The organism is Roseibium aggregatum IAM 12614 (genome assembly GCF_000168975.1).
GTDB classification, from domain to species: Bacteria; Pseudomonadota; Alphaproteobacteria; order Rhizobiales; family Stappiaceae; genus Roseibium; species Roseibium aggregatum.
In genome coordinates this window covers 45,408-58,483 of the sequence record NZ_AAUW01000020.1, presented here as the reverse complement: position 1 = coordinate 58,483, position 13,076 = coordinate 45,408, and the positions used below count along the sequence as shown (strand labels likewise).

The 13,076-nt window shown below is 59.3% G+C and carries 12 protein-coding genes; 4 read left to right on the top strand and 8 right to left on the bottom strand.

All coding sequences use genetic code 11. From position 1 onward, the window contains the following. Positions 1-32: 32 nt before the first annotated feature. From SIAM614_RS23620 to SIAM614_RS23605, 4 genes are all read right to left on the bottom strand, one after another. Positions 33-1,070 carry a zinc-binding alcohol dehydrogenase family protein gene (locus SIAM614_RS23620; protein WP_006938468.1) on the bottom strand — a complete coding sequence of 346 codons (1,038 nt, stop codon included), beginning with the start codon at positions 1,068-1,070 and terminating at the stop codon, positions 33-35. Continuing rightward, complete coding sequence (locus SIAM614_RS23615) at positions 1,067-1,858, bottom strand: ATP-binding cassette domain-containing protein (protein ID WP_006938467.1); 792 nt, start codon at positions 1,856-1,858, stop codon at positions 1,067-1,069. The genes SIAM614_RS23620 and SIAM614_RS23615 overlap by 4 nt, the downstream gene beginning before the upstream one ends. 74 nt (positions 1,859-1,932) lie before the next feature. Beyond that, a complete protein-coding gene (locus tag SIAM614_RS23610; RefSeq protein ID WP_006938466.1) occupies positions 1,933-2,874 on the bottom strand; it encodes an ABC transporter substrate-binding protein in 942 nt (313 codons plus the stop codon). 46 nt (positions 2,875-2,920) lie between these two features. Next, positions 2,921-3,943, bottom strand: a complete 1,023-nt coding sequence (locus SIAM614_RS23605; RefSeq protein WP_006938465.1) for an ABC transporter permease — start codon at positions 3,941-3,943, stop codon at positions 2,921-2,923. 200 nt (positions 3,944-4,143) lie between these two features. On the opposite strand from SIAM614_RS23605, the gene SIAM614_RS23600 reads away from it, so the two are divergent. Continuing rightward, positions 4,144-4,983, top strand: coding sequence for a GntR family transcriptional regulator (locus tag SIAM614_RS23600; protein ID WP_006938463.1), 840 nt, complete (start codon positions 4,144-4,146; stop codon positions 4,981-4,983). Here the strand turns inward: SIAM614_RS23600 and SIAM614_RS23595 are convergent. Then, a complete protein-coding gene (locus tag SIAM614_RS23595; protein ID WP_006938462.1) occupies positions 4,968-5,969 on the bottom strand; it encodes an aldo/keto reductase in 1,002 nt (333 codons plus the stop codon). The genes SIAM614_RS23600 and SIAM614_RS23595 overlap by 16 nt on opposite strands. Continuing rightward, entirely contained in the window at positions 5,966-7,087 is a 1,122-nt protein-coding gene (locus SIAM614_RS23590) for a mannitol dehydrogenase family protein (protein WP_006938461.1), read from the bottom strand. The genes SIAM614_RS23595 and SIAM614_RS23590 overlap by 4 nt, the downstream gene beginning before the upstream one ends. Positions 7,088-7,392: 305 nt before the next feature. Between SIAM614_RS23590 and SIAM614_RS23585 the strand changes: the two genes are divergently transcribed. Then, positions 7,393-8,394 (top strand): class 1 fructose-bisphosphatase, encoded by a 1,002-nt coding sequence (locus SIAM614_RS23585; RefSeq protein ID WP_006938460.1) that lies wholly within the window; start codon positions 7,393-7,395, stop codon positions 8,392-8,394. Between the two features lie 42 nt (positions 8,395-8,436). Here SIAM614_RS23585 and SIAM614_RS23580 read toward each other — a convergent pair whose 3' ends face one another. Further along, a complete protein-coding gene (locus tag SIAM614_RS23580; RefSeq protein ID WP_006938459.1) occupies positions 8,437-9,330 on the bottom strand; it encodes a LysR substrate-binding domain-containing protein in 894 nt (297 codons plus the stop codon). A 108-nt stretch (positions 9,331-9,438) separates the two neighbouring features. Between SIAM614_RS23580 and SIAM614_RS23575 the strand changes: the two genes are divergently transcribed. Continuing rightward, a complete protein-coding gene (locus SIAM614_RS23575) occupies positions 9,439-10,353 on the top strand; it encodes a DMT family transporter (RefSeq protein ID WP_006938458.1) in 915 nt (304 codons plus the stop codon). A gap of 2 nt (positions 10,354-10,355) precedes the next feature. Continuing rightward, positions 10,356-10,988, top strand: a complete 633-nt coding sequence (locus tag SIAM614_RS23570; RefSeq protein WP_040440963.1) for a LysE family translocator — start codon at positions 10,356-10,358, stop codon at positions 10,986-10,988. Positions 10,989-11,012: 24 nt separating this feature from the next. Here the strand turns inward: SIAM614_RS23570 and SIAM614_RS23565 are convergent, their stop codons facing one another. Further along, positions 11,013-13,007 carry a metallophosphoesterase family protein gene (locus tag SIAM614_RS23565; RefSeq protein ID WP_006938456.1) on the bottom strand — a complete coding sequence of 665 codons (1,995 nt, stop codon included), beginning with the start codon at positions 13,005-13,007 and terminating at the stop codon, positions 11,013-11,015. Positions 13,008-13,076 lie beyond the last annotated feature (69 nt).

Genomic DNA, 13,076 nt, shown 5'->3' with positions numbered 1-13,076 from the left:
TGAGGGTCTGACCGGGATCGCCGGTCAGGCCCTTACAAAGTCACGATGGCCTTGATCAGGCCTTCCCGGTCTTTCGCAAGCTCGCTGAATTTGTTTGGTAGCTCCTCAAGCTGCAGGGTCAGTGTACACAGCGCCCCCGTATCGATCCTGTCTTCGCGAATTGCCGACATGACGGTCTCGAAATCTTCACGGGTTGCGTTCCGGCTGCCGATGATCTGGGTTTCGCGTTTGTGGAACTCCGGATCACTGAAGCTGATGGTTTCCTTGACGACGCTGACCAGAACGTAGCGGCTGCCGTGGGCGAGCAGGGGAAAACCGGCCTCGATGGCGGCCGCATTGCCGGTGGCGTCGAAGATCACATCGAAACCATCTTGCAGCGGGCCCGACAGAATATCGGTGCCGGCAAGATGCGTATTTTCAAAGCCGAATTTTGCCGTGGCCTGGTCCAGACGCGCGCGGCTCATGTCCATAAGATGGACCTCGGCTCCCGAAAGGCGGGCGAAAAGGGCCGTGCCAATGCCGATGGGACCGGCGCCGGTGACCAGAACCCGGTCCTCGGCTGTCAGGTTTGCCCGGCGCACTGCATGGGCCCCAATAGCCAGAAACTCGACCATCGCGGCCTGCAGTTCGGTGAGGCCGGTTGCCGGATAGAGGTTCTGCTGCGGAACGGCGATGCGGGAACACAGGCCGCCATCCCGATGAACGCCGAGAACCTCGATATTGCTGCAGCAGTTCGGTTTGCCGCGCGTGCAGGCCCGGCAGGCGTTGCACGACAGATACGGGTTGACCACCACCAACTGGCCCGCCGTCCAGGATCCGGTGCTTTCCGCGATCCTGCCGCTCAGTTCATGCCCGATCACGCGCGGGTAGTTCAGGAATGGGTGCTTGCCTTCCAGGATGTGATAATCGGTACCGCAGATGCCGACAGCCTGAATGTCGATGAGTGCCCAACCCTCCGGGGCATGGTCCGGCAGGTCCCGCGTTTCGAGCGTGAAGACGCCCGGCTCGACAACGGTGCCGCAGACCATCGATTGTGCCACCGCCGGCGACTTGGTGTTTTCAAGTGTCATTGAACGGCTTTCTGGCTCCGGGGAGCCCAGTCATGAGGCAGATCGCCCTTGATGATGAGGCTGAGAACGTCGTCCTTGGTCACGTCTTCAATCCGGTGCGAGCCGACTTTACGGCCCTTGTTCATGACAATGACACGGTCGCAAAGTTCGAACACGTCATGCATGTCATGACTGACCAGAAGGATACCGATCCCTTCCTCGCGCAACTGTCTGATCAAGGATCCGACCATGGCCGTTTCCGAAGGGCCGAGAGCGGCGGTCGGTTCGTCCATGATCAGGATCTTGACGTCAAAATAGATCGCTCTGGCGATGGCAACAACCTGCCGCTGGCCGCCGGACAGGCTGGACACAGGGTCGTTCAGGTTCTTGAAATTCGGGTTGAGCCTTTTTAGAACACGGACCGCTTCAGCCATCATTCTGCTGTCGTCCAGATTGCCGAACCTTGTTTTCAGCTCCCGGCCGAGAAACAGGTTGGCGGGCGCGTTCAGATGATCTGCCAGTGCCAGTGTCTGATAAATGGTCTCGATACCCAGATCACGCGCATCATGAGGCGACTGGATATCTGCAACTTCGCCGTTGACCTTGATCGTCCCCGAGTTGGGGATCATGGCTCCGGACAAGATCCGCATCAGGCACGACTTGCCGGCGCCGTTATGGCCGAGAACGCCGACGACTTCTCCCGGATAAAGGTCAAGGGAGACGTCGTTCACGGCCCTGATGCCGCCAAAGTGCTTTTCGATTTGGTCCATCTGCACCAGCGGTGTCGCGGACTGAGCATCTGGTTTCATATTCCGTGTCCCGATCGACGGTTGAAAGGACCGGAAGCCTGGCAATGTCAGGCTTCCGGCCGTGTTTTATGGCGTTAGTACAGGACGTTCTGAACGCTCGGATGATCGATGTTGTCCTTGGTCGCCAGGACAACGCCGGTATCGATGAAGTTCGGCACCTGTTCACCGTTCAACAGCTTCAGAATGGTCTGAACGCCGATCTCGCCCATCTGGAACGAGCCCTGAACGGCCGTTGCGGCCAGGGTGCCGTCACGGACGAAATCCTGCAGGTCGGTGTTGCCGTCAAAGCCGATTGCGGTCACCTTGCCGGCCTTGCCAGCTTGCGCCAGGGCCCGGCCCATGCCGATGGCTGTCGGTTCGTTGGCACCGAAAATGCCGACGAGATCCGGGTTTGCCGCCAGAACGTCGGTGGTCTGGTTCAAGGCAGTGGCCATCTGCGACTGGGAGTAATAGGGGCCGACGATCTCGATCTTGGACTGATCCTCGATCCGCTTGACGAAGCAGCCAACGCGGCCGAGTTCGGAGCCAACACCGGCGACGTAGGACATCACGGCGACCTTGCCTTCGGTTCCCACTTCCGAAATCATCTTGTCGGCAACCAGTTGTCCTGCCGCACAGTTATCGGTCGACAGGAACGACTGGTAATATTCCTTGCCGTTGTCGGCGAGGCTGGAGTCGATGATGACGACCGGGATTTCGGATTCAAACGCCTTCTTCACTGCCGGGATCAGGGCTTCCGGATCGGACGGAGCCAGGACGATGCCCGATACGCCGCGGTTGATGGCGTTTTCAACGAGGTTGACCTGATCGGCGACAGCCGATTCCGATGCCGGGCCATTGAACGTCATCGTATGGGCGGATTGACCCTCGATGGCGGCGCTGGCGCCCTTGTTCACGTTCTGCCAGAAGTTGGAATTCGTCGTCTTGACGATGACCGCGATTTCTCCGGCCTGTGCGGCCGCTGCCGACAGCGCAAGGGCGCTTGCCATCATGGCTGTTGTCAAAAGCTTCTTCATTTCATTCTCCTCCAATCGAAGTTGCTTTGCTTGTCGTCCGGCTTCCTCAGCGCCGGTTTCTGATCTGATCGACGTAGACCGCCAGAATGACGATGATGCCGATCACGATTTGCTGGATGAATGCCGAGACACCGGCCATGTTGAGACCGTTCCGCAGAACCCCGATGATGGCCGCGCCGATCATCGTTCCCGAAATATTGCCGACGCCGCCCATGAGCGAAGCCCCGCCGATGACAGCGGCTGCAATCGCGTCGAGCTCGTACATGACGCCTTCATTGGGCTGAACGGTCACGAGGCGCGACATCAGAACGTTGCCCGCGAGCCCGGCCAGAGCGCCAGACAGGACGTAAGCGAAGATCTTTGTGCGGTCGACCAGGACACCGGAAAGACGGGCGGCTTCCTCGTTCGATCCGGTCGCATAGATGTGCCGGCCGATCTGGCGGCGCCTGAGCAGGTAGGCCCCTGCAACCGCGACGATCGCCAGAAGAATGACGGGATAGGGAATTCCTGGGAAAACGACTTTCGGAAAAATACCGCCGGTTTTCTCAACGATGCGGAACAGCGAACCGTTGCCCAGAAGCCCGAAGCTTTCCCCAAGCCGTGAAATCGGTGCAGCACCTGTTAACTGGAGAGCAACACCGCGTGCGATCAGCATCATGCCGAGCGTTGCCACAAACGGGGTAATGCGCATCTTGGTGATGACGAACCCGTTGACGAACCCGCAGGCCGCGCCGGCCATCACGCCAATCGCCATGGCAGGAGCTACCGGCACACCTGCCTTGATGCTCAACCCGGTGATGGTTCCCGAAAGCGCCAGGACGGAGCCGACGCTAAGGTCGATGCCGCCGGTGATGATGACCATTGTCATCCCGATCCCGAGCAGGCCGATGACGGACGTCTGCAAAAGCACCGTCAGCCCGTTGTTGATGGAAAAAAAGGCTGCGTTGCCGAAGGAAAACGCGAAGATCAGCAGGGCAAGCGTCAACAGCGCCGACAGCTTGTGAAAGGAGCCGGCTGACAATTTGAACGTCCAGGATGCTGGCTCCGCGCCTCGATCAAGATCCGCCATAAATCCTCCCGGGCCGGACATTGAGTTTAATTATTAAAAACATATGAGCGCGGATAAGGGGTGTCGTCAATAGTTTTTTATTTTTTAATACAAACAATCTGAATTGTCCGTCGTTTTGGATATGCTACGCTTCGATCATGGCGAGAACGGACGAACGATTCAGAAGCGCGTACAACAGGTTGCTGGATATATGCAGCAGCATGGAGATTGGTGATCAACTGCCCGCCGAGACCGCGCTTGCGGACCGGATGGACGTGAGCAGAACCATCGTGCGCAGCGCTCTGCAAAAGCTGGATAGCGACAAACTGATCCGCTGGGAAGGTCGCAACAAGACGCTGATCCGGAAACCTCAGGCGGAGCATCGTCTGGTTCCTGCCGAAAGCACATTGTCTGCCGAGGAACTGGAACACAGGTTCTTTGAATGGATCCTGCGTTTCGATGTGCCGGCGGGAACGTCGCTCAATGTGGCGCAGCTTTCCCGTCAATTCGGTGTTCCCGTTCACAACCTGCAGGAATTTCTGGCCGGGCTAAGCCGGCTGGGTCTGGTGGAACGCCGCCCTAGGGGCGGCTGGTCGCTGCTGGGGTTTACCTCGGAGTTCGCGGTCGAATTGTCCGAGTTTCGCATGGTGCTGGAACTGAACGCGGTCAGGCAGTTGCTCACTCTGCCTCCGGATCATGAAATCTGGGACAAGCTGAAGGTCCTGAAACGGGAGCACGAGGACCTGAAGTCCGTCATTACAGAGCGCTATCACGACTTTTCCCTGCTGGACGAAAAGTTTCATTCGGCCATCAACAGCGTGGTCAGGAACCGGTTCGTTCTCGAAGCTCAAAAGCTCATCAAGCTGATCTTCAATTACCACTACATGTGGGACAAACGCGATGAGCTGGAACGCAACGCAGCCGCGATCGACGAGCATCTGGAATGGATCGACGCAATGCTTGCGCGTGACAGCGAAGGGTCGGAGGCCGCTGCGCTCAAGCATCTCCGGCGATCGAAGGAAACGCTCCTTCAATCGCTGCGGGTTCACAAGTTTGCCTGAAGGCTCCCTATCGGAGGGCTGCCGAACATCCTTGAAAAATCCGCTGGCGGTTTGGTCGCGAGGCTGTCCAGGTTGCGTTTCAACGACGTGACTTTGGACGTTCCCAGCAGAACGGACGCAACACCGGGATAGCTGTGGGCGAAGTGAAGGGCCGCACTGGCAAGCGACAGCCCCATCCCCTCGGCCTGTGCTTTAAGAGCGGTGACTTTTTCCAGGATTTCCTGCGAGGCCGGTGCGTAATCGAACCAGGCGCCCTCGACCGGCCCCGTCGCAAGAATTCCGGAATTGAAAATCCCGCCGAGAACCAGGCTTGTCCCCCTTTGCCGGCACTTCTCGACAAGACCGTCTTCGGCTTCGCGGTCAAGCAGGGTCAGTCGTCCGGCAAGCAGGATGGCATCCAGGTCGGTCTCGGTCAGAAGGTCCAGGCAAACCTGTGTCTCGTTCACGCCGATCCCGAAGGCGCGGATCTTTCCCCGGTCTTTCAACCGTTGCAATCGGTCAAGACCAGACACAAGCAAGTCCTGCATGTGCTTTTCATTTGCGGCGCCGTGTGTGTAGGTGCCGATGTCATGGATGTAGACGATATCGGCATAGTGCGTCTGCAGCCGCTCGAAGCTGCCTTCCAGCGACGCTTCAATGCCGTCGCCCGAATAGTCGTAGCGAACGTCGTTAGGCAGCGGATCGATGAAACCGTCGGCCTCCTTGAGCGTGGGGCCGGGAGACAAGACACGCCCAACCTTGGTCGACAGGACATAGTCCTCACGGGGCTTCGATTTCAGGAAGCGGCCAAGCCGTTCCTCCGACCGGCCGCGGCCATAATGCGGCGCGGTGTCGAAATAGCGGATACCGGCGTCCCAGGCGGATTGAAGAACTGCGGTCGTCTCCTCGTCCGAAACGGCCCGTCCCAGATTTCCGATAGCCGATGCTCCGAAGGAGATGTCCGTCACCTGAACATCTGTTGTGCCGATCTGCCTAAGGGCTCTCATGATTGTGCAGCTACCGATGTATTCGCGACTGCGTCCAGCCGGGGCGTTTGAAGCGACGGGGCGGCTTTCCGGGACCAGGACAGGAAGGACGCTATCCGCCGGTTTATCTTCTCATCATGACTTTGCGCGATGTCGGCGAGCTTGTGGTCCAGAAACGGGTTCTTGAACCTGTCGATTGTCGTGGCGGCGTAAGCTTCGGCTTCCTGTTTCCTGTCCTGAGCCGCAAAGGCGGGGATGACTTCCCGCCGATAGAGATCTTCAAGGTCAGGGCCGTAGTCGGGGCTGTCCATCAGCTCCCGGACGAAGTGCAGGGGCGAGTTGCCTGCTGCCAGCCACCGCGACACCAGATAGGTATGTCCGAGGTTCAAGATGAACAGCTTCAGGGTCTCGACCTGCTCCAGATCCTTGACGACCTGAACGCATGGATGCACGCAAGGTAGAATGAGGCCCGGCTGATCCTCGATTGCCCAGAGCGCATAAGGTTCGGCCACCGCGCCGGCCGGCTCCAGCGGTTCGGAGACGATCCTGTCGACGAGGGAATTCACCCAGGTCACTTTTGCGCGCAGCCAGTCTGAAAATTCGGAAGGATAGAGTGCGGCGATCCCCAGGACGAGGTCTCTCAGGACCTTGCCGTTTTCAGGGATCAGTTCGGCCGGCATGACCTGAATGGGCGCTCCGCCGCCTTTGAACCTTTGAAACAGAAACCACGTCAGCTTGGCCGGATAGGATATCTCAAGGGAAAAGTCGGTGCGCTTGTCGGCCTCGTTTGGCCTATACCCCGCATCGGCGGTGTTGGAGAGGATGATCCTTGCTTCACCGGCGACAATCTTCGCAACCTCGCCAAGGTCATCCGGCAAGGACAGGGCGCGTTTGATGCTGCTGACGGTTTTGCTCGTGTCCACCAGAGCGCCGTTTTCGATGCCCTTGATCCGGACTTCGTAACCGGAGGGTGCCGCCAGCGCCTTCAGACGATGAGCGCGGGACGCGTCACCGCTGGTCTGCACCACCGTGATTGGTCCTGCGTCCTGCCCGTCGGCCATAGCCTCCGACACGAAGAGATCCACATGCGCCTGCAAGAAGCGGCTGGTCCCGAATTGAACGATCGCTGATGTCGGCATTTTGTCCTCCGAATGATGTTATGTTTATTATTATTACAAACAATTTAAATCAATGGGTTTCCTCCTGCAAGCCAGATCCGGTCACAAACGATCAAACGTTGTCACAGAAGGGGTGTATGGAACTGGCGGCCGATGCCACATGCGTGTGCAGCCGATTGCCGTAATCGTGGCGCGATTGGTAGCAGACAGAACCGAAAGCCTTTATAGGGGCATGATCTTGCTTTCAGAGCCACCTGACGCGCTGGAAACGACGTAACATGCGGTCCCACCGCAACAGATGACCCTGCCCGGGAAATTAAGGAACCATGCTGAAACTTCCGAACGACACGGACATAAAGGCTGAGACGCTGAAGGCGTATCTGGCAAGACAGCACGCGGCGAGCGATACGGCCTCCGTCCTCGAAGCCATTGCCGATGCGTCCGGCGCGCTGGCAGACAGGCTGGCTGCGGGAAGTTTGCCGGGAGACCCAGGCGAGGTCGTCGGCACCAATGAAAGCGGAGACCGGCAAAAGGCCCTCGACGTCGGCGCGCATCTGCATATGGTCGAGGCGCTTCGGGCAGCCGGTGTTCGGCAACTCCTTTCCGAAGAAGCGGAAGAGATCATCCTTCTCAATCCGGAAGGCACGCTGGACGTTGCCATCGACCCGATCGACGGTTCGGGCAGCATCGGCACGGGCGCACCGCTCGGGACGCTGTTTTCGATCCTGCCGGCAACCGAACAAGGTTTCCTGTGCACGGGACGATCCGTCATTGCGGCCGGATATGTTGCGTTCGGCCATTCGACAGATCTCGGCTTCAGCCTGGGCAATGGTCTTCACCTTGCTGTCTTCGACAGGGCAGAGGGGACGTTCAGGATGTTGCGGGAAAACCACCAGGTGCCGGCCAAGTCCCGCACACTGGCGTTCAACGCCTCCAACGCACGGCATTGGCCGGAGGCGGTAAAGCGGTTTTCCGAGGACGTTCTCAAGGGCAAGGAGGGGCGGTTGGGTGAAAACTACAACATGCGCTGGCTGGCCTCCGCCGTGGGCGAGTTTCACCGGATTCTGCTTCAGGGCGGATTGTTCTTCTATCCCGGCGATCAGCGGCCAGGGTATGAAAACGGCCGGCTGCGCCTGATCTATGAAGCCATCCCGATCGCGTTCCTGATAGAGCAGGGGGGCGGCAAGGCAACGGACGGGCAATCGCCCATTCTGGACCTGTTGCCCGAAAGCCTGCACCAGAACATACCGCTGATCTTCGGTTCGCCCGAGAACGTCGACATGTTCATTACCTATTGCGCGGACCGCGCCCAGCACGTTGATGGCTGAAACAGGCAGCCGGCAGTTGCCACTGATTTCAGCACTTCCGGTTCACGCCAACTCGGTGCGAAGCCAGGCGATCAAACGGTCGACGGCCACATGCTGCGACTGTTTTGTGCCCCGATAGACCGAGATTTCGCTCGGTCTCTTCAGGATTATGTCGCAGGGCGTGCACAACTTGCCTTCTTCAACGAGGCCGCTTACCGTGCATCTCCAGCCAAGCGCAACGCCCTGACCGGCAACGGCCGCCTGAAGCACCAGCGGATAACTGTCGAAATAAATGATCTTCGGGTTTGCCCGACGGGGCATGCCGATGGCTTCGTACCAGTCCGGCCAGTCAAACCAGTCCTGAGGCACGACCCGGTGCGACAGGAGCGGCAAACTTGAAAGTTGTTCCGGTGTCAGTGGCAAGGGAAGGTCTTTTAAAAGGGACGGAGCACACACCGGGAAAATCTCGTCCGATGCCGTGAACAGCAGGCGTGCGGCTCCGGAGGCTCGGCCCGTGGTCTGAAGGGCGACGTCGAAGGGCTCCCGGGCTTCCGTCAAGGGTTCCAGAGCGCTGACAAGCTGAAGCTGGATTTCGGGGTGTGCCGCATGAAATCCTGAGAGGCGCGGCATCAGCCAGTAGAACGCCTCGCAGAGCTGACAGCGCAGGACGATCGTGTCGGGATCGGCTGTTCCCCTGATTGAGGCAACTTCCGTGCGAATTGCCCGCAAGGCCTCACCGACAACCTGGCCCAGACGTTTCCCTTCCTCCGTCACAAACACCGCGCGGTTGCGCCGTTCGAAAAGACGCACGCCCAACTCTTCTTCAAGCTGACCGATCTGTCTGCTGATGGCTGTCTGGGTGAGGCCCAGTTCGTCTGCGGCGCGCGTAAAGCTTTCATACCGTGCAGCAGCCTCGAACGGCCTCAGACGGGCCAGCGGAAGGTCGTCCTTATGCATGCGTTTCAGTCATGTATTTTTCGAAATTTCTCATTTTTCCAGCATCGGAAGCTGTGATCACATGAGGAAATGATATCTTTATTTCTGCCGAAACAACAAGGTGGAGCGGTGCTCGCCGGCATCCTTTCGATTACAGGCGCGGTGCTGCTGCTGTCCCTGTCTGACGCATTGGTCAAGCTGAACAGCGATGGCGTTGCGCTTGGCCAGTTGCTTCTGGTTCGCTCTGTTGTCGCGGCCGTTCTGCTCGCGCTTGTGCTCGCCGTCACGGGGGTTGGTTCGCACGTTTGGCACGCTGTGACCATCTGGGTGTGGCTCCGCAGCCTGTGCCTTGCCCTGATGTGGGGCTGCTACTACGCCGCGCTGCCGCTGATGCCGCTTTCCCTTGCCGCTGCCTGCTATTACACCTCGCCTTTGTGGATGGCTGTTCTGACATCGGTTTTCCTTGGCAGGCCTGTCGGGGTGAAAGGTAGCGTTTCAATTGCCCTGGGACTGTCGGGGGTCGTCATCCTCCTGCGCCCGGGCATCGGGGACGTTTCTCCGGTCATGGTTCTGCCTCTGCTGGCGGGGTTCTTTTATGCGCTTGCGGCGGTCATTACCTCCGCCAGGTGCAGGTACGTGCCGCCGCTTGCGTTGGCGTTCAACCTGAACCTCGTGCTGGCCGGTTCTGGCGGTGTCTATGTGGCAGTGCTTCACCTCGTGTCTGCTTCTGATGGCGCGGGATTTCTGCTGAGCGCCTGGCCCGCTCTTTCATTGTCCGGGTGGGGCCTTTTGATGCTTTTGGGGCTGCTGCTTTCTGTCATCACGGTCGCGGTGGCATGTGCCTATCAATTGGCACCAGCCCCATTGATTGGTCTCTTCGACAATGGTTATCTCGTTTTCGCTGTCATCTGGGGTGTGCTGTTCTTCGCAGATATGCCAGACAGGACTGATCTCACCGGCATCGCCCTTATCGGCTGTGCTGCCCTTCTTGCCTCCGTGCCTATTACTGTCGGCCGCCGGTGCCCGGCCCCGAAGGAGAGTTGACCGTGTCTCTGGAAACCTGGCTTGCCTACACACTTGCCTGTGTCGTTCTGACCATCATTCCCGGGCCGAGCGTGATGCTTGTCGTCGGTCAAACCCTCATGCGGGGGAAAACCGCGGCGATGATGTGCATTCTCGGCGATGTTGTTGGAAGCATCGTTCTGACAGGCCTCTCCTTTGCAGGCGTCGGCGCAATTCTGGCCGCGTCCACCGTTCTGTTCCAGACAGTGAAATGGGTTGGTGTCCTCTATCTCGCCTGGCTGGGGTACAGCCAGATCCGGGAGGCCCGTCGCGACGGCGGGAGCGTCGAAACGTCAGTCCAGACACATTCGCCCAAAGGCAGTTTTTGGCGCAGTTTCTGGGCCGGCACGCTGACTGCCATCTTCAATCCCAAGGCCATCGTGTTCTACATGGCCTTCCTTGCCCAATTCATCGACCCCACAGGTGATTTGGCGGTCCAGCTCGCGGTTCTGACGGTAACCTCCAGCCTTGTCGTCATGGGGCTTCTGACCGGCTATGCCGTTCTCGCCGCACGCGCGCGGAAAGTCTTTCAGACCAGCAAGGCCCGGCGGCGCATGGGGTACGCTGGCGGCGGGTTCATGATCGGCGGCAGCGCGCTGATGGCGATCACGCGCTGAATGAAAAGGCTTGCACGGCAAGCATCAGTCTTCGCGGGCTTCCGCTTCACGGCGTTCGAACGACACAAATGAGCCGTCCGGCAGAACTTCGTGAATGTGCACCGGTGCACCCGTTTCATCCAGCTCCACAAGTCCGATGCCGGATGCATTCAGCAGCCGGCGGCCATGCGGCGTGCCGACGGGCTTGCGCGGAATGACGCGCATGCCGCGGCGCTTCGTAAACCAGTTCAAGGGCGAGCGGGGCGAAAAGGCCCATCTGTTGCCGCGATCGAGGATATTGATCAGCTTGTCCGGCCACTTGTTCTTGATGCCGCTGCTGCAGATCTGCCAGATCTTCGGTCCGTCGCCGATTTCGCCGGAAAGCTTCGGTGCCGACTGGCGCAATTCGACATCGTAGACGAACGAGTAGTGCACATCGCCGGAAAGGATGACGAAATGCTGGGGGGTGCCACGGTGACTGAACACGTTCAGGATCGCGCTCGCGGTTCCCGGATGGGCCATCCAGTATTCCGCATCGACAGTCAGTGGCTTGCCCGCAAGCGTGAACAACTTCTGCACCGTTTCGATCAGTTTGACGCCAAAGATAGGCGCTGCGCTTACGAGAAGAACCGCATCTTCACCTTTCAGGTGAGTCTGAAGGTCCGTTACCGCCTCCCAGTCCAGAAGGCCGGAAGGGTCGCTGGCGCGGCGTTCGGACCGCCAGCGCCGCGTTCTTGTGTCCAGAACGATCAGCGGCGGGGTCGTCTGCCACTGATAGTCCCACTGCTCGTAGTCAAGCAGGCTGGTGATTGCGTCTTCATGTGCCTCTGAACCTGGCGCATTGAGTGCGGCTTCGACGCAGGGAATGATCTCCGGCCCGATGGCCTCTGCCCTGTTTCCCCAGGCCTGGTTGAGTGCATAGGCGATAAGGGCATTGCCGATCACCCGGCGCGACAGCGGGTGGGTATATGCGGCCTGCTCCCAGGCGAGCGACAGGTTCCAGTCGTCCGTAATGTCGTGATCGTCGAAAATCATCGCCGTAGGAAGATGCGCCATCAACCGTCTGCAGGCGGGCAGATCGGCCCGGAAACCCTTCAGCGTTTCCGTCTCCTCGGCATACATCTCCGCGTCTTCGCCCTCCAGGCCCTCCGGGGCTTCCACCTCCGGCATGTCTTGCCAAGGGGCAGGCGACCACACGAGAAGATACATGGCCAGCATCTCGCCGAGTGTGACAAGGTGGTTGCGGGCGTGCTGGGTGGTGAACACCGGCTTTTCCGTGCCGCCGAACAGAACGTCGAACACGGTTTTATCCTTGTAGACCCGGGGCAGAAGTTTATCGCGATGATAGAGCAGGTTGCCGGCTTCTCGCAGGGCGCTGCCGGATGCCGGCAGGCCGGGCTCGGCACCATCCAGCGGTTCATCTGGCAGGCCGAGTTTCTCAACGAGCAGGCTGATTGCCTGCAACATCGGCCCGGCAACATCGTCGGCATATATCTGGTCCCCGCTCATGATGAGCACCGACGGCAGCGCGGGTGTGTCTGAATCGTTTGCCTCCGTGGATCCGAGCGCCTGACGCAGGAGCTCATCGGCTCCGGCGAGCCCGTCGCGGGTGCGCGCATGCGGTTTTCGGCAGGAGCCGTGCAAGAGAGAGGTGATGCGGTCGGGCACCCTGAAGCACGGCAGGTCGCGCCCCGGATAGCAAAGATCGGGCGCCCACACCGTGTGATCCTGCCAGCCTTCCTGCGCACAGTCGGTGGGCCTGACGCTCAGCCGATAGGAAATCAGCGCGTCAATTGGCAGCGATGTCTTCAGCTCGATGTCGATGAGGTGATAATAAAGGTGTTCTCCTGCCTTCACGATGGGCCAGTCAGAGGCTTCGGTGTCAAATACCTGGTTGAGGTCAGGCTGGGCTTCTGGGAAAAACTCCAGACGCACGTCGCAGGGCCGCGATGCGGCAAGCCAGACGCTTACGCTTTTCGCTGTGACACGGCGCAGGATCGGTCCCGCCAGGACAATAGGGAGACCGGCTCCAACTGTCATTATGAACTCCTCGTCCGTCTGCCAAACACACACGGAGTGAGTGCTCAACCGTCTTCGTCATGCTGATCT